At 26.8% G+C, this 21,685-nt stretch carries 24 protein-coding genes and 1 pseudogene; 5 read left to right on the top strand and 20 right to left on the bottom strand.

Features of this window, described 5'->3' with window-relative positions; translation table 11 throughout:
- Window positions 1-27: 27 nt before the first annotated feature.
- From I4V51_RS16410 to I4V51_RS16400, 3 genes and pseudogenes are all read right to left on the bottom strand, one after another.
- Window positions 28-699 carry an N-acetylmannosamine-6-phosphate 2-epimerase gene (locus I4V51_RS16410; RefSeq protein WP_195989512.1) on the bottom strand — a complete coding sequence of 224 codons (672 nt, stop codon included), beginning with the start codon at window positions 697-699 and terminating at the stop codon, window positions 28-30.
- A 407-nt stretch (window positions 700-1,106) separates the two neighbouring features.
- On the bottom strand, window positions 1,107-1,862 hold the full coding sequence (gene srtB, locus I4V51_RS16405; protein WP_195989511.1) for a class B sortase: 756 nt from the start codon (window positions 1,860-1,862) through the stop codon (window positions 1,107-1,109).
- A 379-nt stretch (window positions 1,863-2,241) separates the two neighbouring features.
- Window positions 2,242-2,607 (bottom strand): annotated as a pseudogene (locus tag I4V51_RS16400) (helix-turn-helix domain-containing protein); the annotation flags it as partial.
- Between I4V51_RS16400 and I4V51_RS16395 the strand changes: the two are divergent.
- Genes I4V51_RS16395 through I4V51_RS16385 form a run of 3 tightly spaced genes read left to right on the top strand, consistent with a single transcriptional unit; the run spans window position 2,606 to window position 3,944 of the window.
- On the top strand, window positions 2,606-2,749 hold the full coding sequence (locus I4V51_RS16395; protein WP_195989509.1) for a DMT family transporter: 144 nt from the start codon (window positions 2,606-2,608) through the stop codon (window positions 2,747-2,749). The pseudogene I4V51_RS16400 and the gene I4V51_RS16395 sit on opposite strands and share 2 nt — an antisense overlap.
- A 13-nt stretch (window positions 2,750-2,762) precedes the next feature.
- Window positions 2,763-3,221: a DMT family transporter gene (locus tag I4V51_RS16390; protein WP_195989508.1), complete on the top strand. Its 459-nt coding sequence runs from the start codon at window positions 2,763-2,765 to the stop codon at window positions 3,219-3,221.
- A 30-nt stretch (window positions 3,222-3,251) separates the two neighbouring features.
- Window positions 3,252-3,944, top strand: a complete 693-nt coding sequence (locus I4V51_RS16385) for a YjjG family noncanonical pyrimidine nucleotidase (protein ID WP_195989507.1) — start codon at window positions 3,252-3,254, stop codon at window positions 3,942-3,944.
- A gap of 149 nt (window positions 3,945-4,093) precedes the next feature.
- On the opposite strand, the gene I4V51_RS16380 is transcribed toward I4V51_RS16385, so the two are convergent.
- The 4 genes from I4V51_RS16380 to I4V51_RS16365 form a co-directional block, all read right to left on the bottom strand.
- Window positions 4,094-4,231, bottom strand: coding sequence for a hypothetical protein (locus I4V51_RS16380; protein WP_195989506.1), 138 nt, complete (start codon window positions 4,229-4,231; stop codon window positions 4,094-4,096).
- A 371-nt stretch (window positions 4,232-4,602) separates the two neighbouring features.
- On the bottom strand, window positions 4,603-5,418 hold the full coding sequence (locus I4V51_RS16375; RefSeq protein ID WP_195989505.1) for a hypothetical protein: 816 nt from the start codon (window positions 5,416-5,418) through the stop codon (window positions 4,603-4,605).
- 133 nt (window positions 5,419-5,551) lie between these two features.
- Complete coding sequence (locus I4V51_RS16370; protein WP_195989504.1) at window positions 5,552-5,704, bottom strand: zinc-ribbon domain-containing protein; 153 nt, start codon at window positions 5,702-5,704, stop codon at window positions 5,552-5,554.
- 404 nt (window positions 5,705-6,108) lie between these two features.
- Complete coding sequence (locus I4V51_RS16365) at window positions 6,109-7,041, bottom strand: hypothetical protein (RefSeq protein ID WP_195989503.1); 933 nt, start codon at window positions 7,039-7,041, stop codon at window positions 6,109-6,111.
- 402 nt (window positions 7,042-7,443) lie between these two features.
- Here I4V51_RS16365 and I4V51_RS16360 point away from each other — a divergent pair, with 402 nt between their 5' ends.
- Complete coding sequence (locus I4V51_RS16360) at window positions 7,444-7,794, top strand: MerR family transcriptional regulator (protein WP_195989502.1); 351 nt, start codon at window positions 7,444-7,446, stop codon at window positions 7,792-7,794.
- 86 nt (window positions 7,795-7,880) lie between these two features.
- Window positions 7,881-8,708 (top strand): nitroreductase family protein, encoded by an 828-nt coding sequence (locus I4V51_RS16355; RefSeq protein ID WP_195989521.1) that lies wholly within the window; start codon window positions 7,881-7,883, stop codon window positions 8,706-8,708.
- Between the two features lie 360 nt (window positions 8,709-9,068).
- Here I4V51_RS16355 and I4V51_RS16350 read toward each other — a convergent pair whose 3' ends face one another.
- From I4V51_RS16350 to I4V51_RS16290, 13 genes are all read right to left on the bottom strand, one after another.
- Window positions 9,069-9,386, bottom strand: a complete 318-nt coding sequence (locus I4V51_RS16350) for a nucleotidyltransferase domain-containing protein (protein ID WP_195989501.1) — start codon at window positions 9,384-9,386, stop codon at window positions 9,069-9,071.
- Window positions 9,352-10,503, bottom strand: a complete 1,152-nt coding sequence (locus I4V51_RS16345; protein WP_195989500.1) for an HNH endonuclease signature motif containing protein — start codon at window positions 10,501-10,503, stop codon at window positions 9,352-9,354. Before I4V51_RS16345 ends, I4V51_RS16350 begins: the two co-directional genes overlap by 35 nt.
- A 171-nt stretch (window positions 10,504-10,674) precedes the next feature.
- Entirely contained in the window at window positions 10,675-12,123 is a 1,449-nt protein-coding gene (locus I4V51_RS16340; RefSeq protein ID WP_195989499.1) for an SIR2 family protein, read from the bottom strand.
- 58 nt (window positions 12,124-12,181) lie between these two features.
- Window positions 12,182-13,897 carry a recombinase family protein gene (locus I4V51_RS16335; RefSeq protein ID WP_347708667.1) on the bottom strand — a complete coding sequence of 572 codons (1,716 nt, stop codon included), beginning with the start codon at window positions 13,895-13,897 and terminating at the stop codon, window positions 12,182-12,184.
- A 175-nt stretch (window positions 13,898-14,072) separates the two neighbouring features.
- Window positions 14,073-14,456: a hypothetical protein gene (locus I4V51_RS16330; RefSeq protein ID WP_195989498.1), complete on the bottom strand. Its 384-nt coding sequence runs from the start codon at window positions 14,454-14,456 to the stop codon at window positions 14,073-14,075.
- Window positions 14,457-14,529: 73 nt separating this feature from the next.
- Entirely contained in the window at window positions 14,530-15,057 is a 528-nt protein-coding gene (locus I4V51_RS16325; RefSeq protein ID WP_195989497.1) for a hypothetical protein, read from the bottom strand.
- 40 nt (window positions 15,058-15,097) lie between these two features.
- A complete protein-coding gene (locus I4V51_RS16320; RefSeq protein ID WP_156327490.1) occupies window positions 15,098-15,238 on the bottom strand; it encodes a hypothetical protein in 141 nt (46 codons plus the stop codon).
- Window positions 15,239-15,425: 187 nt separating this feature from the next.
- Window positions 15,426-15,971 (bottom strand): hypothetical protein, encoded by a 546-nt coding sequence (locus I4V51_RS16315; RefSeq protein WP_195989496.1) that lies wholly within the window; start codon window positions 15,969-15,971, stop codon window positions 15,426-15,428.
- Between the two features lie 275 nt (window positions 15,972-16,246).
- Window positions 16,247-17,638, bottom strand: a complete 1,392-nt coding sequence (locus tag I4V51_RS16310) for a DNA primase family protein (RefSeq protein ID WP_195989495.1) — start codon at window positions 17,636-17,638, stop codon at window positions 16,247-16,249.
- Window positions 17,639-17,707: 69 nt separating this feature from the next.
- Complete coding sequence (locus I4V51_RS16305; RefSeq protein WP_180270520.1) at window positions 17,708-18,169, bottom strand: hypothetical protein; 462 nt, start codon at window positions 18,167-18,169, stop codon at window positions 17,708-17,710.
- Window positions 18,170-18,856: 687 nt separating this feature from the next.
- Complete coding sequence (locus tag I4V51_RS16300) at window positions 18,857-19,708, bottom strand: hypothetical protein (protein ID WP_099314355.1); 852 nt, start codon at window positions 19,706-19,708, stop codon at window positions 18,857-18,859.
- Window positions 19,698-20,039, bottom strand: coding sequence for a hypothetical protein (locus I4V51_RS16295; protein WP_099314356.1), 342 nt, complete (start codon window positions 20,037-20,039; stop codon window positions 19,698-19,700). The genes I4V51_RS16300 and I4V51_RS16295 overlap by 11 nt, the downstream gene beginning before the upstream one ends.
- The gene (locus I4V51_RS16290) at window positions 20,039-20,314 is read right to left on the bottom strand and encodes a Mor transcription activator family protein (RefSeq protein WP_055277849.1); all 276 of its coding nucleotides are present in this window, start codon (window positions 20,312-20,314) and stop codon (window positions 20,039-20,041) included. The genes I4V51_RS16295 and I4V51_RS16290 overlap by 1 nt, the downstream gene beginning before the upstream one ends.
- Window positions 20,315-21,685 lie beyond the last annotated feature (1,371 nt).

The following is a 21,685-nucleotide window of genomic DNA, read 5'->3' as shown; positions in this document are numbered from 1 at the left end:
TTTTCTTAAACTTTAAAATTTTACTTTTTATAAATTTTGTATTGCATCTGTAAATCTTTTTGTTATTTGTTGTGGTCTAGTTATTGCACCACCTACAACACAAGAATAAGCACCTTTTTCAAATGCCATTTTTAAATCTTCTGGTGTATTTATTTTTCCTTCTCCAATTACAGGGATATTTAAATCTTTACTTAAACTCTCTATAAGTTCTAAATCTACTCCTTCTTCTTGCCTTGAATAATTAGTATATCCAGATAGTGTTGTTGAAACACAGTCAGCACCTAAATTTGCAGCCTCTATTGCCTCATCATATGTAGATATGTCTGCCATAACTAAGACTTTATTTTCATGTATATAATCAATTAACTCCTTTAAACTTTCTTTATTAGGTCTCTGTCTTTTAGTTGCATCTAAAGCTATCATTTCACAGCTTGTACTCAAAAGAGCATCAATCTCTTTTTTTGTTGGTGTTATATATATATCTGAATCTTTATAATTTTCTTTTATTATGCCTATTACAGGAAGATTAGTTACCTTTTTAATTTCATTAATATCATCAATCCCTTGTGCTCTAATAGCTATTGCTCCACCTTCTTTAGCTGCCTTAGCCATTCTTCCCATAATAAATGAACTATGTAAGGGCTCATCAGCTAATGCTTGACAAGATACTATAAGCCTTCCCTTAACCTTATTTAGCATGCCTAATTACCTCCTATTTAAAATTGTTTTTTATTTTTGAAAATTTTTATCTTTTCCGTGATTAAATATTATCATGAAATTGTTTTCTTTACAATGCTTTTTAAAAATTATTTTCATTTTTTTGAATAAAATTTATTTTTCCTTCTTTTTTTCGCTTTTACAGAGCCTTTTTTAACTTTTTTTTCATTTTAAAGAAAGTTTTTTTCATTTTAATATAATTTTCTTAGTGAAATTTATTTTCATTTTTGTATTATTACTACATATTTAATATATAAATTATTATTTGGTATATATAATTTTTTTATTATATATTATTTACATAAATTAAAATAAAAAAATAGAAGACTCATTTATAAGTCCTCTAAATATCCTTAAATTTCTCCTAGCACATTCATATTTATATTTTTTTATTGAGCTGCCTTTAAAGCTGCTGATACTAAAGTCCTTGCATCATTAAATTCATAGCTACATGTTACCATAGTTATTAAGCTACTAATTCCCTCTTCATCTATTATATCCTCAGCTTTTATATCTCTATAAAATATTGAATTTTCTTTTACTCTTTCCATATATCTATTCATATCATCTTCATTATCAAAATCCAAAACCACTTCTGCCCCATCTGCTGGCACAACATTTACTGCAAATATTTCATATACATATTGTATTCCATCTTTAAGTAAAACTATTTCTGGATTTTCATTAAAATAAGTTTCATCTTTAAGCTTTACAAGATCAGCAAACATACTTCCATCTGCCATATTATGACCAAATAACCATAAGTTATTATCATTTTCTATGTCATTTCTATAATCAATAAATATACTTCCTGGGTAATAATAGTTTCCATTAAAATCGGCATATAAGTAAAAATCATTATCTTGTCCTTGAAGCATTGGATAATTAATATTAGTACCATTCATATTAATCCACATTTTATAATCCTTATTTTTTTCTTTTAATGTATTTTCTTTTGCTAAAAGTTCTTCATTTACTACTCTTTTTGGCTTTGTTTCTGCTTTTACCTCTACTATAGGAGCACTAAAAAGTACAACTTCAACTTCACTTATTGCCTTTTCATTATATTCATACAGCTTATATCCGCTAAATCCTATCCCTCCTATTATAATCATAATTAATATTGCCATAACTAATTTTTTCATATCCCTTCCCCCCTAAATTTACCTTAAATAATAACCGTGCTTTTGTTGTTTAAACCTTTTCATAATTTAATTATATACATTTTTTTCTATTTTTAAATGTTTTTTTCTTTTTTTATTTTTTAATTAAATTTAATATCAATATATAATTAAATAAAAAAAGGTATTAATTTATTATTTTACCTTACGATAATGTATTTCTAGTTATAAAGATAGTCATAGCCATTTATCTTACTTGGCTATGACTACTTCTAACATTTATAAACTAAACCTAACTTTTTAGCATCTGAATAATTATAATTTTCAATCATAAAATTGGAATGATTACTTATAATACACTCTGTTATATTATCAAATATAACTTTTCATAATCAATTAAATCCTAAAGTGCTTTTATATAAATATTTTTAGATAATTCCTTAAGTTTTTCTATATCTAATATATGTATCTTCTTATCATCACATCTTATAATTGACTTAGATTCCATTTCTTTAAGAGTCCTATTTAAATGTCTATATGTTGTGCCTAAAAATTGTGCAATCTCTAAATATGATGAATTTAAAATTATGTAACTCTTATCTGTCAAATACTCAACTAAGTAACTTGATAATCTATTAATAAGTGGATATACAAAATTATAAGAGCTGTTATTAATAGTTCCATAGAGCTTTTCACTTAAAGAATCTACTAAATGATGTAAAAGTTTTATATTATCAAAGTACTTTTCTCTAAACATTGCTGCAGGTATGGGACTATTTGGACAACTTGTCCTATCTACTTTAATAGATTATCTTGGCTTATTTGATATGCCTATTAATAAACTAAAAAAAGAAAAAATATTAAGCCTTTCAATAATTATATTAGGTTTAATTTTTATGATTATCTTATAATGAGGTGAATATAATGTATATATTTTTTTCATTTTTAACAGGAGTATTACTTGTTATAAATATGATGTTAAATGTGATATTAGCTAAAAAAATAGGTATTATAAATGGTGTATTTATAAATTATTTAACGGCTACAATCTCTTCCTTTGATTTATGCTTTATTATGCTAAACTCTATATCTAGCTATTCTTATATATCCAATATTCCTTTAATTTATTTTTTAGGGGGAGGTATAGGTGTTTTAACAACTTATTTATTTAATGTTATAGCTCATAAAGTATCACCAGTGCATACAGTTATATTACGTTTTATAGGTCAAATGTTTACAAGCGCAATTATAGACTATGTGTTCTTAAATATTTTTTCTGTAGGGAAGATACTAGGGTGTCTCCTATTTCTAATAGGTATTATACTTAATGCAAAATCTGATGAAAACTATAAGGAAAAACAACTTACATTAGTTAATAATTAAATTATTTATATAAAATTTGGAGGATATATTATGAAATACGAAGTAATATTATTTGATGCAGATGAAACATTATATGACTTTAAAAAATCCGAAAGAGAAGCATTTAAAAATACAATGCTTAAATTTAAAATAAAATATGATGAAAACTATCATTTGAAAATTTATCAAGAAATAAATACAGCTCTATGGAAAGAATTCGAGCAGGGACTTATTACACAAGAAAAATTGAAAGTAGAAAGATTTAAAAGATTATCAGATAGATTAGAAGTAAATTTTGATGAAAATACCTTTGCAAAATCATATATAGAACACTTAGCTGATGCATCATTTCTATATGACGATAGTATAGACCTTATAGAAAGTTTAAATAAGTTTTACAAGCTTGCTATAGTAACTAATGGACTTGCCCTTGTTCAAGATAGAAGACTTAGAAAATCTATTATATCAAAATACTTTGATACTATAGTAATATCTGAAGAAGTATTAATGTCAAAACCAAACCCTAAAATTTTTGAACATACTTTAAAAAATCTAAATCATACTGATAAAAGTAAAGTTTTAATAGTAGGAGATAGCTTAACTTCTGATATCCAAGGTGGAATAAACTTTGGCATAGATACATGTTGGTATAATCCTAATAAGATTATAAATGAAACATCAATAAAACCTAACTATGAGATTTCTAATTTTAACGAACTTAAGTCTTTACTACTTAAATTATAAAAATTACTATAATTAATATTACAAAAGGTATAGAATTAAATTTAATTCTATACCTTTTGTAATATTTGTAAAATAATCACTTATAAAAGAAAAATGACTCCTTTTAGTCATGGGGTAAGTTATGACTACTAAATCAAAGATTTAGACCCTCACCTATTTAAAGTGCTATTGGTCCCTAGCTTAATATCCTTAATAAAAGCTATATCTTGTTCTAGATCTAATTCATCACGTCCATTTATAATTATATTTCTAGCTCTTATTACACCTACACATATAATTCTCTTCATTCTCCTTTGTCCTACTATAATAGAAAAAGTCTTAATCACTATCTTTATAGTAATTAAGACCTTTAAATTTTACTTATTTCCTATTTTAACATTTCATAATATATACTGACTAATCCTCATTCTATATTACTCACACACATTAATTATAATTTTTCCTATATTATGATTACCTTCCATATGTAAATGTGACTTTCAAATATCCTCTAAAAAACCTAGTATCAATAATAGGCTTTATTTTTTTATCTTCAAAGTACGACATTATATTTTCAGAAAACTCCTTTATTAAAAGAGCTTTATATTCATTACTTCTTAGCGTCAATAAAGTTCCTGTAAATTGAGTACACTTTGACATAATTGAAGTAAATTTACTACTAAGTATCATTTCTTGAAATACTTCTTGGCCATGAAAGCAAACTCTTTTTAGATATTTTTAACTCCCTTTCATTTGCAAAATTTATACTACAAAAATAATTATGATAATTAGCTATCCAAACATATTTATCCCAAACTCTTGTATTTTCTTTGTGTAAATCTAACATTTCCTCTATCTTAACTTTATGTTTAAAAAGTAACTCTATTTGTAATTTTTCAAACTCATATTGATTATTACATTGAGTATAATATTTAAATACTGTATTTAGATAGTTTAAAAACCATTGTCCATCATTATCTATTAATATTTTATTTTTCTGTGGTGCTATATCATAATTATTTATATATCTTTGTAATCTACTTACTGTCTTACTATCTAATACAATCCTAGGATAACATGCTAAATTGCTTTCAACATAATGTGCATCTAAAAGAGCCGGCCCAAATACTATATCTTCATTAATATAAAAATCCCCTACACTAACTCCACCTCTAACAAAAAGGCCTTCTAAAGCTAAATTAAACTGGTATTCTGATACATTATCCAATATTTCATTTAATTCTTCTTCTCCATCATCTTTTATTGGATAACCTACAATCATATTATCAGTATATATTTTTATCTTTCCTTTACTATACTTATTTTTAATTATACATTGCTTATTTCTATTTATAAGCAAATTAATTTCTTTAAGTAAGTTATTTCCATATTCATTGTTGCATGATTCTATTATCATTTGTGAAAAACCCAATATATCTATAGTGCATACCATAGAGTTGACAAGCATTGGATTATTTTCATTATATTTTTGCATACTTCTTCTCCCCCATTTTAATTACTATATTCACTATATATTAACATTTTCTTTTAATTGATGTAAGTAAGTTTTTATTTTCATTATAACAAAAAAGGTTGTAGTTTAAACTACAACCTGTAACAATCTAAAATTATCTTCTATTTTGTTCTTTTTTAGCTCTTCTACAAGATATACATCTTGTTGGCTCGTTTGTAAATCCTTTTTCTTTATAGAACTCTTGCTCTCCTGCTGAAAATACGAATTCACTTCCACAATCTCTGCATTTTAATGTTTTATCTGTCATAAACATTCCTCCTAAAATTAAAGATTCTAAATTGATATAATAATCTCTAATTTTTGAGAAACTATTTACCTAAATGAAACTTTCTTTATTAGCAACTCTGCTATTATCTTATAATAACATATTATTTAATTAATTTCAACCTTTTTTTATTTATTTTTATAAATATTAAAATTTATTACATTTTTTACATATAATTATGTTCAAACTAACTATACTCATTTTTATATTTTCTTGTCTATTAACTATTTAATAATATACTGAAATTATCTAGTATACTTTTAATAATTCCATAACATATTTTATCATTTACATTGTCAATAATATGAATAAGTTTATTTTTAATTTTAACTTTTCAATATTACTTATGATACTGTTGTCCGTAATGTACTCTACGGAGCACATTTTTATTTTAATATTAGTTTACCTCTTCCATTTTCACATATTCCTACCCAAATTAGAATATTAACTATTGGTGTGATTCTTCTAAACACACTATCTCCTATGGACTTATTATAAACTTCTTTTGCGATATATCCTTCTATTGAATTTGTAGGTAGTTTTCCTTCGCCTAACTTGAATCCCATAGCATCTCCTTTTAATGCAGTTCCACCATTATTTTCTAGCAATTCTACTGTTTTCTCAAATACTTTCCATTCTAAGAATGGCTCTTTATCTAAATTCTCAACTAATACTCCACCATCTTTCAGTATTATGTTGAGGTATTTATCTCCTCTTAATAGCTTTACTTTTGCACTTCCACCGTTATTTTCAAGCTTTTCTTTTATCTTGTCCGCTACATCCGTCATTAAGTACGTTACCACATAATCATTTATTTGTATCTCTATGCTATCTATTTCTCTTTCCTTATTTATTGTTATCTGTGAAACTAGCAAATGTATTAATTGTTTCCTTTGTTGACCTGTACTCATTCCTAAGAATACTTCTTTGAACCTTTGCATTACTTCATTAACTATTTCAAATGGTATTAGCTCTCCCTCTGCTAATTGAAGATCTTGTTTTAGTTCTTGTTCTCTGTACTTTAGCTTGTCTATATCATCATTTATTGCTTTTATTCTTGTTGATAGCTCACTTTTATCTAGTATTCCATCTTCAAATAGTTCTATGTTTTTATTCTTCTTACCTGTTATCTTTTCTATCTCTTTGTTTATTTGTTCTAATTGTTCTAATGTTGGTTTCAATTTAGTAGCTTTATTCTTATTTATTTTATAAACTACATTCCTTAGTATAGATTCATCATTAATTAGTTCCATTATCTTATTTATTACATATTCATCTGCTACTTCTATTCTTCCAATTACCACATGCATAGTACTCATTTATTCTTTTTTTCCATATTTTCTTTTTCTAGTTGACCTCATTATTGTCATACCTGCCCTGCATACAAGACACTTAAATATTCCGGTTAAAGGGAAATCACAATCAACTCTTTATCCTTTTCATCTCTTTCAAAATTTTTAACTATATCGATTTTCACATTATCTATGCCTTCAAAGTAGCAGTTTTTACGAAAATTTATTGATATTATTATAATTTTATAAACCTTGTTGTTTCTAAAAACTATTTTTTTTTAAGTACTTTTAACAAATAGTTTTCTAACTCATAATACTATTATTAATTTTAAATCTACTTATCTTCATTTCATGACAAATCACCTTTATAAACTCTATAAGATAAGTTATAATGATTAAAATTAATATTAACTATGAGGAGTAAATTCTATGGAATATAAAATAAAAGAAGTCTCTGAAATAACTAATATATCTCAATCAAAAATAAGATATTATGAAAAAGAAGGATTATTACCTGGATTTAATCGAGATAAAAATAATATAAGAGTATTTTCCAAAAAAGATATAGAACTACTAAATTTAATTCGGTGTTTAAGAAATATAGGAATGTCAGTCAAAGAAATTCGTACTAATTTAGATATTCTATCAGATAGTGGAAATAATCAATTAGCAATAAATATTTTAATGGAACATCGAAGTAAATTAGAAGAACAAAGAAAAATACTAAAAAACTATATCGAGAAAATAAATTTAAACCTTGAAAGTAGACAAAATAATTAATATAGATTTTCATTTTAAAATACTTGACTTAAACTATAGTTTAATAACTATAATTATAAACACCAAGATATATAAGGAGGTATTTTATAATGATTGTAAATACTGATAAGTGTATAGGTTGTACTTTATGTAAACAAGATTGCCCAGTAAATGATATAGAAATGATTGATGTAAAGTCTCATATAAGAAATAAAACTTGTGTAAAGTGTGGACATTGTATTGCGATTTGCCCTGTAAGGGCTATATCATGTGATGATGAAAAAGATTATTCAATGAGTGAAGTAAAGGAATACAACATTGAAGAATTTTCAGTAAATCCAGATGTGTTAATGAATTTCATGAAATTTAGAAGAAGTGTTAGGTTATTTTCAAACAAAGATATTGAAGAAGAAAAGATAGATAAAATACTTGAGGCAGGCAAATTTACTCAAACTGGTGGGAATTTACAAGATGTTTCATATGTGATTGTAGAAGATAAAATACAAGAGCTTAGAAAAATAGTACTACAGACTTTAAATAGCCAAGCTGATAATTTGTTGGATGATGAAACTACGACTCCCCAAATTAGGCTGTATGCTAATATGTGGAAAACTATGTATAAAAACTTTGTAGAGAATCCTGATGGAGAAGATAAACTTTTCTCTAAGGCTCCTCTATTGATAGTAGTAAAATCAAAAAACATTGTAAATGGAGCTTTAGCAGCATCAAAAATGGAACTTATGATAAATGCTTTAGGACTTGGAACATATTTTAGCGGATTCTTATCAAGGGCTGTAAACTTTAATCCTGAAATAGGTAAGTTTCTAAAAATAGGTGATAGTGAAGAATTAGTTGCATGTATGGTGATTGGTTACCCAAAAGTACATTATAAAAGAACTGTCCCAAGAAAAGATGTACACATAACTAGATTATAATTTCAAAATTTTCAAATTGTATGTAAATACTAAATCATCGTAAATATATTATTGTATTAACTATGGTTTAGTATTTAGTTCAGTTGAATTGTAGATAATTTGGAGTAAAACAAACTTATTTACAGTTTAACTATAATTAATTTATTAAAGGGCTCTCTATTCGATTAAATTTTAAATGTAAAAAAATATTGTGTTATCATTATCCTTTTAAATAAAAAACTTATATTCTAATTAGAATATAAGTTTTAAGTTATGAAACCGTGCTCCTTTACTTGTGATACGGTTCTCCGTATCAGTATTAAGTGAGGTTTTCTCAATGTGCTACACTTCTATTATCTATATATATGGTATAAAGATTTGTCATTTTAGTTTTAAGTAATTTGAGTTTAATCTATTTATAAAACTTGCCTCTTCTTCCTCATGTTCGCTTAGTACGGTTAAATCAAAGGATAATCCATATAATTGTTCAAAAATAGTACTTATCTTATCCAAATCAATTAAAAGTCTACTCGAAAAATCTTTATATATTAGCAATAAATCTATATCATTTGGAGTTCTTTTCACATTGATTATTGATCCAAATAAATATACATTTTCAAATGATTCGAATAATTCTATATGACATATGATTTTCTGAATGATACTATCTTTTATATTTAATGCTATTAATGTATCCATAAAATTTATCCATTGTTAGCAACTTTACTTTCATTTCATCTGCTAATTCATATGCTTCTGTCGAAATACAGCTTTCAGCATTCCAATTATGTAGATTTATTACCACGCATTTTTCATCTGGAGATAGTTGATGTAATTTAACTTTACTTAAGCAATACTCATAAATAAAAACTATCTTTACACCATTTACTGTAATTTCTTTTAGGTTATTTATATTTAAAAATTTAAATTCTAATCCTTTTGACCTTATAGCTTTTAGAGCATAATTTAAGCTTTCAAATCGAACGTTTACTCCCCTAAAACAATGGTTATCATAATACATTTGTCTTAACCTAGGGGTATCATTAAGATAAATTATTTCACAAGTACTGTCTCTTTCAATTTGTATATATGGATTATCAACACCTAAAACAATAGATTTAAACTCTCCCTTATCCTGCAATACTGCTATTAAACTCTCAATAGACTCTACAGATGGTATAAAGGATTCCTTTAAAGGTGCTATTCCAAACAAAGAGTTAATCTCGGTTGGAAATAATACCTCTCTTTCTTTTTCTTTACTTAATCGTGTAGCTTCGAACTCATCAATATGAATCATAAATTTTTGTACTATCGCTAAATTTGAGTAGCTTTCATTAGAATGCGCTTGAATTAACTTAGTATTATGTTTTAACATACTTTTTATTATTCTATTATTTGATAAAATCTCTCCCTCAAAAACATCCCACAATTTCCTTCTATCCCCTAAATAATAATTTTCAAAAATTGCTTGATTACGTAATAACAATGGAACTACTTCACTTTTTAATTCCTCAAATGTAGCATATTCTTTACTAAAAAAACGCTCAAATTCATCCTTACGTATTTGTTTCCACGTTTTAACCTCATCTACAGTGAATGCGCCGTTTTTATCAAAGTTTGTATGGCAATTTGGACATAAAATAATTAAATTTTCATATGAATTGTCTTCAGTATCACAATACGGAATTATATGTGCCTTTTCCATTATGTCGCCACTTTCTTTAAACAATTCTGCCTTACATTCTGGATTCATACACCTCCCCATAGATTCAGCATATATTCTTCTTTCAACAGCAGAACTTATACTTTTTCTCATACCTTCATCTCCTTTAAAATTTTATTATTAATTCCTTTCTTTGAAGAATCCTTATTCCCTGTTATCTCTTCCTAATATATTTATTGATTATTATTCAAAACTCATTTTTACAATAAAAAGACCTTATGCAATTTAATAATCTTTTAAATTGCATAAAATCTTTTTATTATCTTATGAAATACTTGTAAAATTATCTATATTGAATTTTAGTAAAACCTCACAAAAATCTCTTAATCTAAATAATGAATTTTTAATAGAATAATTATATAATTGATTTAAAGTTTCACTTGATATATTAACCTTTCTTTTATGCCAACTCTTTGTTGCTGCCCAACTATATCCATTTGCAACTAAATAGCTTTTAGGCTCTTCTAACTCCACATGATATAAAACTTCATTTAATTCTTCAGCTACTCTTTTAAAAAGTTTTGGTGAAATCTTCTTATACTCATAATTAATTACTACATCAAGTAAAATATTTAAACACTTATTACATTTAGCAAAATCTACATAAGAATATCTCTCTTGTTTAACTCTAGCTATACACCTCGTCAAAAATTCAATATATGAATATATCATATTATACTCAAATTCAGATGCTAACTTTAATAAGTCTATCCTAAATTCTTCTTCATTCATAAATTTATCTACTAAATCTTCATTATCAACTTCTAATAATCCTAACAACTCATTTAATTCATTTATTCTCTTATTATATTCCTCCTTTTTTTGTACCAGATATTCACTTAGTTTACTTAAAAATTCTTTTAAATCATCTATCTCTATAATTATATTTCCATTCTCATCTCTATAAGGATTTTCTTTAGGTTCATCTGTCCATATAGCTTGAATAATTTCATGTGGATACTCATTTTTTATTGTATAAATATTTTTTGACCAGTCTAATGCAGATAAAACATTCATATCACCTAAACTATATCCTAATACTAGCGTTGTAGACTCTCTAATTGTCATAGCTAACTTAGATTGTCTATATTCATTAGGTCTAAAAAGTGGAATATAATCATCCTGTGTTACTATTATAGAATCTGAATCTAATCTTGTTCCATGTATATGATATATAGGGATTACCCCTCTAGGTGCAGATAAATAATTTAATGGACTTAAACTTTTACATTTCCCTGTAAGTACTGCCTCTAATACTAAATCATAATTAGTAGTTATAATCCAATAAGGCTCAATTGTATTAAATATTTGTCTAAATACTTCTATATTCTCATCACTTGGTAACCAGTTTGATATTTCACATATCTTATTTTTGAATATAGCTTTAGATTCACAGTAGCTAATTCTATCTCTTTTAGAAAGCTCTTTGCACAATTTAGTTGATAACTCTGGAAGTGACACTCCTATTAACTCATTTTCTTCTGGAAATTCTAGCTCTAATTTTTCACTTACACTTTTTATTAATTCAAACCAACTTAAAGCAGATTGAATCCTATCTTCAGTAATAGCCTTAGAAAAACCAGCACCTATAAACATTCCTAAATTTCCATAGTTATATGAGTTGAAAAGTTTTTCAAATACATCCTCTCTATTCAACTCGTCATTAACTATTTCTTTACTAATTATTTCATTCTCTATTATACTTGTACTCATTCTTCTCTCCCTATATTTATTTAATCTTAATTCTATAACATAATTATACCAATTATATTTATATTGCAATATCTAAATTTAATACACTCATTCCAATATTTCTTAACATAAATGAAGAAGGAGCATCCTTTATAGATACCCCTTCTTCTTTACTTATATAATCTACTAACTTATCATTTATAGTTAAGTTTATCGAATCAACTTCTCTTAGCTCATTAATTGTTATCTTAGAAATTATCATATGTAATAACTTCTTCTTCTGCTCTCTTGACTCTTTACTATTTAACAACTTACTAAAATTATCTAGTACGCTTTTAATAAACTCATAAGATATTTCTTCACTTACATCATCAGCTAATGTTACTAATAAAGGTTCCTTTGACTCTTGTAATACTTTAGCTCTTTGATTTAACTCATCTTTTCTAGTTAGAAATTCTTCTCTTGTTATTATATCATCTTCGTATGCTTCAAAAATCTTTCTCTTTTTCTTATCTATATTCTCTAGTTCTTTATCTATTCTTTCTAACTCACTCTTACTTGGGTCTACTCTCTTTATTCTTTCCTTATTTATATTTCTTACTATTGATTTAATCATCTCATCATTAGATAAAACACTTGAAAGTTTATTAAACACATACTCATTAGCTTTCTCTACTCTTATGGTATTTGAATTGCATATACTTGTACCTTGATTTTTCCATGCTCCACAACAATAATAAGCTATTCTTTTCTTAGTTCCATCTGCTAATACATTAGTAGTTCTTGAAATAACCATACCTGCTCCACACTTAGGACATTTTAATATTCCTGTTAATGGGTAAAATCCATCATAGACTCTTGAAGGTTTACCAGATTTAGATTGAAGCATTACTTGAACTTTATCCCATGTATCATTATCAATTATAGCTTTATGAATTCCTTCTGCCACTATAGGATCTGGATTCATGTTTCTTCTACGTTTTTCACTCCAATTCTGTCTAACATTATACCTAACCTTTCCTATGTATACTGGATTCATTAAGATATCTCTAATTGAACCTTGTGAGAAGTTGTTACCTTTCTTGGTCTTACACCCTAACTTATTTAATTTATTAGTAATTGCTTTATACCCCTTTCCACTAGCATATTCATTAAATATTATCCTTACTATTTCTGCTTCCTCCTTATTTATTTCTAATCTTGATTTTCTTCTCTTATTATTTTCAGTACCTTCCATTGGTACTAAGTCATAGCCTAGCACACGGTTACCACACCATTCTCCAGCTCTAGCCTTAGCACACATGGAAACTTTTACATTCTGAGAGATTGTCCCACGTTCAAACTCTCCAATCATTGCCATCATCTGCATTTGCATTCTTCCTACATGAGTAGTAGTTTCAAATGGCTCTGAATAAGACTTAAATGTAACATTATTTTTCTCTAGTAAATCCATTATTTTAAGAACATCTGCAAGCTTACGACTGATACGGTTTAGCTTCCAACTCACTACCATATCTACTTTTCTATCTTCTACATCTTTCAATAATGCTTTTAAAGCTGGTCTGTTCTTAATATTTTTACCACTTATTCCTCTATCCGAATAACAGTTAAAAACTTCTAATCCATTCTTATTACACCAATCAATGAGCAATCTTTCTTGCTCATCTATACTGTACCCAGTTTCTGCCTGTTCTGTCGTACTTACACGACAGTAAATAGCTATTCTTGGAACTCTATTGATTCTTTTTATTAATTCCTGTATTGAATTATCCATTGTTACATAATTATTAATCATCTTACACCTCTCCCTCACTATTAAATTATCAAATTTATAATATATATCTATCTATTAATTTAGATATTTTCTAAAACTAAATATTACTACCTATTATTATGTATTTCTCCAATTAATATTAAGAGTAAACTTTAAAGTTAGTCTCTTAATATTAATTGAATGTATTACTTTTATTTTAATCTTCCATAAAAGACATATAGAAATCAAACTCTAGCTTAAAACTTTCACTAATAAATCTATCTAGCTTTTCACATAAGAAACTTACATAGTGTTCTATATATTCATATGTAGATACTAAAGAACTAAAGAATATTGTTTCTCCAGTAAATATATTAAATTTTACTTCGTTGCTATTTATAGTAAAATTACTTGCTTCAAAATGTAAGTCATTTTCTAGCTTATCAATATCTATATCATTAGATATTTCATTAACTGGAATAGTTAAAGTTATAGTATCACATCCCAATTGATTTCCCTTTTCCCACAATCCTCTATTTTCTACATCTAAATTCATATTAATTGATACATTTTCTTTCATTATTTTATTTATATTTATCATTTTTATCTCTCCTCCAGTTATAATTATCTAAATATAGGTACTCTAGATTTTAACTAAAGTACCTATATAACCTCTAAAAGTTCATTAAGTCCTCTTCACTTGTAATTTCCTGCTGTGGAATAACTTCATTTGCTTTACTTCTTATATACTCCATGCTCATTTCTTTATTTTTCTCCATTTCTGAATACTTCTTTTCCTTTAACTTATTATCATAAGCTATGATAATCTCTCCTTCCTCAACATTATAGATATTAGTAACATTGATATATTCACCAGAATCCTTAACTTCATTTTCTAATTCTATTACTACTTCCTTACCTATTATTTCATTTTCATCAAATGCCTCACATTCATTGAATATATTAAAGCCTTCTGCTTTAATAGCCTTAATTAATTTATAAAATAAATATGTATTCCATGGTGCTATAAGCATATATTGTTTTACTTCTGTTCCATCCTCAAGCTCAAATGTTATGTATCCTTGTTTAAATACATTTCTTTTTATAGCCTTTCTACCATTTGATTGATAGCCTACTATTCTGCATTTCTTACATCCTACTTCTATTTCTGTAATTCTTCCATCTCTCTTTATAGTTGCCATGTTTATCTCTCCCTCTAATCTTATTTATTTTCAACTTCATTTATTGATGATATTCTTTCATCCAACTTATGAACCATTCACTGTTCATTATCTCTTCTTGCTCTTTTAGTGTTACATCTTCTTCTCTTATACTTGCTGAATATTCTAATGCTAATCTCTCTAACTGACTATTAATGCTCACTATGTATTCCCCCTAAAATTATTTTAGTTGCACTAAGCATTGAACTTATTCGGATCAATACTTAGTAGATTATTTAGTCTTCTTCTAACTCCTCTAGCTTTGAAGCTAGTATGTACAATCTTATCGTTTCTGTTATTGCATCAATTATGTCTTCTGTTGTTAATTCATTCATACTTATACCTCTCATTTAAACTATAGTTACTATTGCTACTACATGATTTTCATATCTAACGTACTTAACTTCTGAAAATGTAATTGAAGTTCTCGTACTAAAATCTAAGTCATATTTATCTACTATCTCTTTAACTACTCCTGCTGAATAGATAACTCCTTTTGTTTTTGAGTAATTAACTTTTAAATAATTTTCATTGTTAGGTAATTGTTCTCCTATAGCAATTTTTTCATCTGCGAATGAAATTACTACTCTTTTAGGATTACTTAGCTTATCCATCATCTCCTTTGCAAACATTAGCCTATTTACTGTTTCAGATTTTACTATTGATAGTATTCCATAATCAGTTGTTCTCCAAGTACTTTGCTTTGCTTCTGATGCTTGGAATTCCTCTAATCCATTGTATTCTAATTCTACTTTCGGTTCTCTTGGCTTCCATATCTCTTCCTTTTTTACCGCCTTTTCTGTTCTCTCTTTCCCATCCACATCATTCTCCTGATTTTCTCTTGTCATTGCTTTTCCCATTACTGATGGTGCTTGTCTTCTTTTTACTACTGCCATTGTTTTTATCTCCTTTTCTTTCCCTTATTTTTTCTTCCTCATTACCTTACTTGTCTTACTGGACTTTATTATGTATCTTTCTAGGATTCATTTTATGTATCTTTTCCATTGATTTATCTTAGTTGGACGTATGGACGCATATTTATCACCTCCTTTCTCTATCTAATTTCTTTTATTTAGAAAATCTCTTTTTTTGAGATTTTCTAAATTTACTTAGTCCTTACACCCTATTTATTGATTTATCTTACTTAAATCCATTCCAACTTAATCCTAACTTAGCCACCTAACTGTCCTGCTATCCTAGAGTCATCTAAAGAAACTCTAAAATCTCCAATTATTCTTACCCCTGTATGGTATCTAAAAGCATTTGACTTTCCACTTCTACAGTTATAGCCTAATGATTTAGCGTGCTCTTCGAACTCCTTCCAGAACTTCTGAACACTTATTTTAGCTTGTCCTTCCATTCCATTTGCTCTAGCCCATTCCCTGTAAGTGTTATAAATAATTTTATTATTCTCCTTATGAGTACTTTCACATTTAATAACACATTGCTCAAAGAATAATATCATTGGATTCAATTCTTTCTCATACTGTTTAAGTAGATCATTAGAATTTTTACACTCTGAGAATTTATAGTTATTTTCTTTAAGTCTTTTCAGTCCTTCTAATGCCCATAGAAATATAGCATCTAATTCACTCCTAAGCTTGTCCTTTAAATGCATATCTCTATCTTCTTCCTTTACTGTATTAGTAAAATGAAGCATACATAACCTTCTCATAAGTGCATATCCCCCATCATTTGTGTGAGGTAGATTATTAGTTGTGAATACCAGTTTAGCTGTAGGCTTAAACTGAAAAACTGGCTTATTTTTTTGCTCAGCAGTTATATTATCTTCACCTACGATAGCCTTTAGGTATTGGGTATTAAAACTCCTACCATTGAATTCGTTTTCATTGCTAATGTTAGCTAGCTTCCCATATATACATACTCTTGAAAATGGTCTATTCAACTCATTCATTGCTATACTAGATATATTATCTTCACCTATTAACTCGCTAATGATGTCAATGAAGACCCCTTTTCCATTTTTGCCCAGGCCATATAGTATTAGTGCTTTTTGTGCTCTTGTTTCTGCTGTAAGTAAATATCCAGCCCATTCCTGTGCTAGATTTATTGCTTCCTCATCACCTGAAAAGCATTGACCTAAAAACTTCTTGAAATTAGGACAATCCACATCTCTTTTTAGAGTTATCGGTAATTGAATACTACTATAGAATTCAGGACTATGTTCAACTAATGTGAATGTCTCTAAATCAAACATTCCATTTAAAAGATTTAAATATCTCTTTTTATCATTTAAGTCTCCACCGTAATAAACTATTCTCTTAAGAGCTTGTATATATTCATTTTCACTTTTCAAAGACCAGATATCATCAAAGTATGTATGTAACTTATTTCTTAACTTTTGGAATAAGTACATATCATCCAGCTTCTTCCACACTCCATCTTTATATACATAGAAATAATCTTTATTGTTGATTATCTTTAAGTTATCTGCTATGTATGAAGCAAACTTATTTGGACTAAAGGCTTTTACTTTTTCTGATTTAGGAGATATCTCTATCCCCATGTTTTCAATTTCTTTTAATTGTTCTTTTGAAAACATTTCTTCCCTCCTTACTTATTAATCAATTAAGGTAATGAACTTCTTATGTTGTTTACATGTTTAATATTATTACATTTTCCAAAAAACCTTTATGGCTTCATTTATTTCGTTAGTATGTGGAAATTCATTATCATTTAAAAACAACTTAACTTCCCCAGCAACTTTATTAGCATATTCAAGTTCTTCATCAGTTGATGAAATTCCTGATGCTCTGCATGGGGCAATATCAATAAGTAATAACTTTCTTCTTATGATATCTGAATCTGATGTAGTATGTTGTGCATAATTTAGCAACTTATCCTTTGCTCTTGCCATTAAATCATCTGAAAAAACATTAAGTGTGAAAAAAATATTATCTACACCATCATGTTCTTGAATATCACTTAAAAGCTTGTTCTTATTAGTATAGTATCTACTTCTAGTTCCCTTTTTGGTTTTAAGCATTCTAATCTCTAATGGAATTTCCATCTTTTCTAAAACTTTTAACCCTTTCATTACTTCTTCTCTTAATTCTGAATTTCTATTAATCATATCTTTTCCTCCTAGTTTTTGTAATCGTTTACTAAATTGTATAGTATAAATCAATTTGCTATCTTCTCCTATAAATAATTTGAATTATTATTTATATTTATTCATAGCTAGCTTTGTTTTATTTACTTTATATTTTGTATTATACCAATATTTTTTTATATGTAAATACCCTCAGCACTTGATATATCAAGGGTTATACGTATTTTAATTCACCATTTTTCAGTTGCACTCATCACCCTCAAACCCAAGACTTCCTGGCATCAAAACCTAAGCAAATTTTTGTATCTGGATTTCCTTGCTCTTAACACTCCCCCCCTAAAACCATTGATTTCACTAGGTTTATAGCCATTTTTGCTCTTATGTATTTCATTTCCATTTGAATATTTATACATAAAATTTTGTAATTATTGCATAAATATTTTTTTATTTATTTTTACCTCTTTCTACTTATACATAAAATATCGTTATTATCGTATTATACATATAACGATAATAACGATATCTTTCTTCCTTATAGTAAAAAAAATACCATCCACTATATTAGCATTGGAACAAAATCTACTTCGCAGACTATGTGTTTCTAACACTTTTTAAAGTTATCTACAATTCTTTAGAAAATATAATTTCCTAAAGAATAAAAAAATAAAGTCTTTTCCTACATAAATAGGCTAAGACTTTATCTTTTTTTTACTGGATTTCAACTAACTCTTCATTAGAATACAATTTATAATTAGCTAATATAGTGTGGTCATCGAACTTTATCCAGTCTTTATCCTTTGCTACAACATCAAAATACTTTTTACCATTATCATCAGTTTTTAAATCTGATGTTATTTCATAAAAATTACGACTGTTTCCATTATCATTATTTAATTTGTCTATTATTTTTTGTGCTACTTCTTTTGAAAAGTTATTCTCTTGATTTTCCTTCTTGCTTTGTTCTTCTTGCTCATTTTTTATTTTCTCTTCTTCATCTTGCTTCTTCTGTTCTTCTTTTCTCTCTTCTTTCACTTGTTCACTATATAATTCCATCGCTTGTACATGTAAGTCGTACATAGTGTTTTTATCTTTTTGCTCTATATGTTGCCATTCTGATGTTTCTTCACTTAACTCCATAGCTTCTTTGTAATTACCTTTATCTATTAAACCTTTTACTTCATCAATTTTTAATTTAAATTCTTCCCTAACTTTCTTTGTAGATAATAATTCTTCTCTTAAATTATCTACATCTTCTTTTAACTTATTATATTTTTTATAACTATTATCAATTTCATCAAGATACTTTAATCCTGCTTCTAAATTTGCTGTTTGAGCATTTTGATAACTATTAACTATATTCCATAACTTATCTATTTTTTTATTATTACCATCAACTACTGTATACAATAACTCTCTAGCTTTTTCATAGTTACCTTCATTAATGGCTATCTCTACATTCTCTATAACCATTTTTGCTTCATTATTATTTTTACCTATTAATCCAATTATAAATAATACAACAACTACCACTATACCTATTAATATTTTTTTACTCTTCATTATTAACCTTCTCCTCTCCTCCTAATGTATTATTTTTACCTTTAACCTTTGAATAAATAAATATTGCTATACTTCCTAATCCCCCAATAACTACAACTAATTTTATTAGAAACCATAATACAGAAAATAATCCCCCAACTATTCCACTTAAAAAGTTAACAATAAATGCTGCTACTATAACACATCCAAGCCATTCTCCAATTAAAGCTCCCCAACCAAAATACCAGCATTCAAATATTGTATTTATTCCTATAAATATTCCTGTACCTATAAGTAATGTAAATACTAAAGCTATAGTTGATACAATCCCTCCTACATCAAAAACATTCATTAATTTTCATCCCCTCTTGATACTATTTTATTTTTATTTATTATTGCTTGAACCCATCTCTCAGAATAGTCAAGTTCTTTAGCTAATTGCCTTACATTCTTTCCATTATAATTTTCTTTTAAATATCTAATTACATATTCCATTGAATATAACTTTTTAGGAAAATTAAATTGCTGCCCCCTAAACACACTATGTATTTCTCTTGTAACCCTTTCTCCCATATGCTCAAAGATGGTCGAATATACTCCATTAAAATGTTCCTTTCTTATATCCATATATTAACTTCACCTCCTATAAAAAATAATAACTACTTTAAAATGATTATTCATGCGAATAAATCATTGAAAAATTCATTAAAAACTTACTAATAATTAAGTTAAAATTTAATATAAAAAGAGTTAATGCTTCTTTCATTAGAAACATTAACTCTTTATCAAATTTATAATATATATCTAAACATATCAGTTAAAACAGTTAATTTGGTTTTTTATTTATGTTTTTCTTTTTGGATGCTACTCTTATTCACATTTTATGAAATCCCTGTTTTTTGATATGTTATTGTTGTTTTTTGATCTATTTATCTTTATTGGTATATAGATTTTTTATCTATTTACTCCACTTAAAGTTTGTATTACATTTTGATTTATTAATCTTTAATTACTGGATATTATATTCATTAATTATCAACTCTTTTTATCATTATATCTGATTAATTATCTATTATTGTAATTCTTATATTATACTGAATATTTATTTACTTCTTTCTTCTATTCTTTATTGTTATCTCTCTATTTATTAATTTCTTTTTATTCTTTTTTATTTGTTTTTAATTGAAATATATTTTTATTAATCTATTTCAATCCTTATTTTCTATTAAGACCTTAGCCCCCCTATCCCCCCGTTGCCCTTTCCTGGTACCCAGTTCCCTATTTCCAAGTTCCATTATTTATATGTTTTATCTTTTGGATTCTTTTTATTTTTGAGTGAAATTATCTTTTCATCCAACTTCAACATCTCATAGTCTTTCATGCCTTGATCTCCTAGTTTACATAGTTATGAATCTATTATTTACTGATTTTTCTTTATTCATTACTAGATTATTATTAAAACATTCGATTTATCCTCTCTTTGCGTTTTTTCATTCCTATTACTACATTTCTTCACCTTTTCTAAAATCTCTGTTTTCTGATGTGTTATCGTTGCTTTTAGGACATATTTATCTAGATTACCTACTCAACCTTTTCTACTTCATCTTTCTTTGTAGTTAAGTTACATCTTCTACATTATACTTTCAATCTTTTTCTTACAGAAAATATCGTCACTATCGTTACATCAACACTCCTATTACAACGATATTTTCCAGTAGTTTATTATTGTTATAAAAAAATTAGCTTATTCTTATAATATCATCACAATTAATTTATTATTTTATTTATCGTGATGATATTATATTTCACACTACTTCTTAGTTGTTGCTTCTATTGAAGTAGCTACAACTGTTAATATTGTTCCAACTACTTTTATTACTGTTACTATATCCATAACTTTCTCCTCCTATCTCTTGTACGTGTATATATATGAGTAACTATCTTTTACAGGTATTAACTTTATTACATACTTACCTTCTTCAAGTTCTATGTATACTA

The organism is Clostridium sp. D53t1_180928_C8, assembly GCF_015667795.1.
Taxonomy (GTDB): Bacteria; Bacillota; Clostridia; order Clostridiales; family Clostridiaceae; genus Clostridium.
Note: the sequence above shows the minus strand (reverse complement) of the source record. Positions and strands in the feature narration are given on the sequence as shown.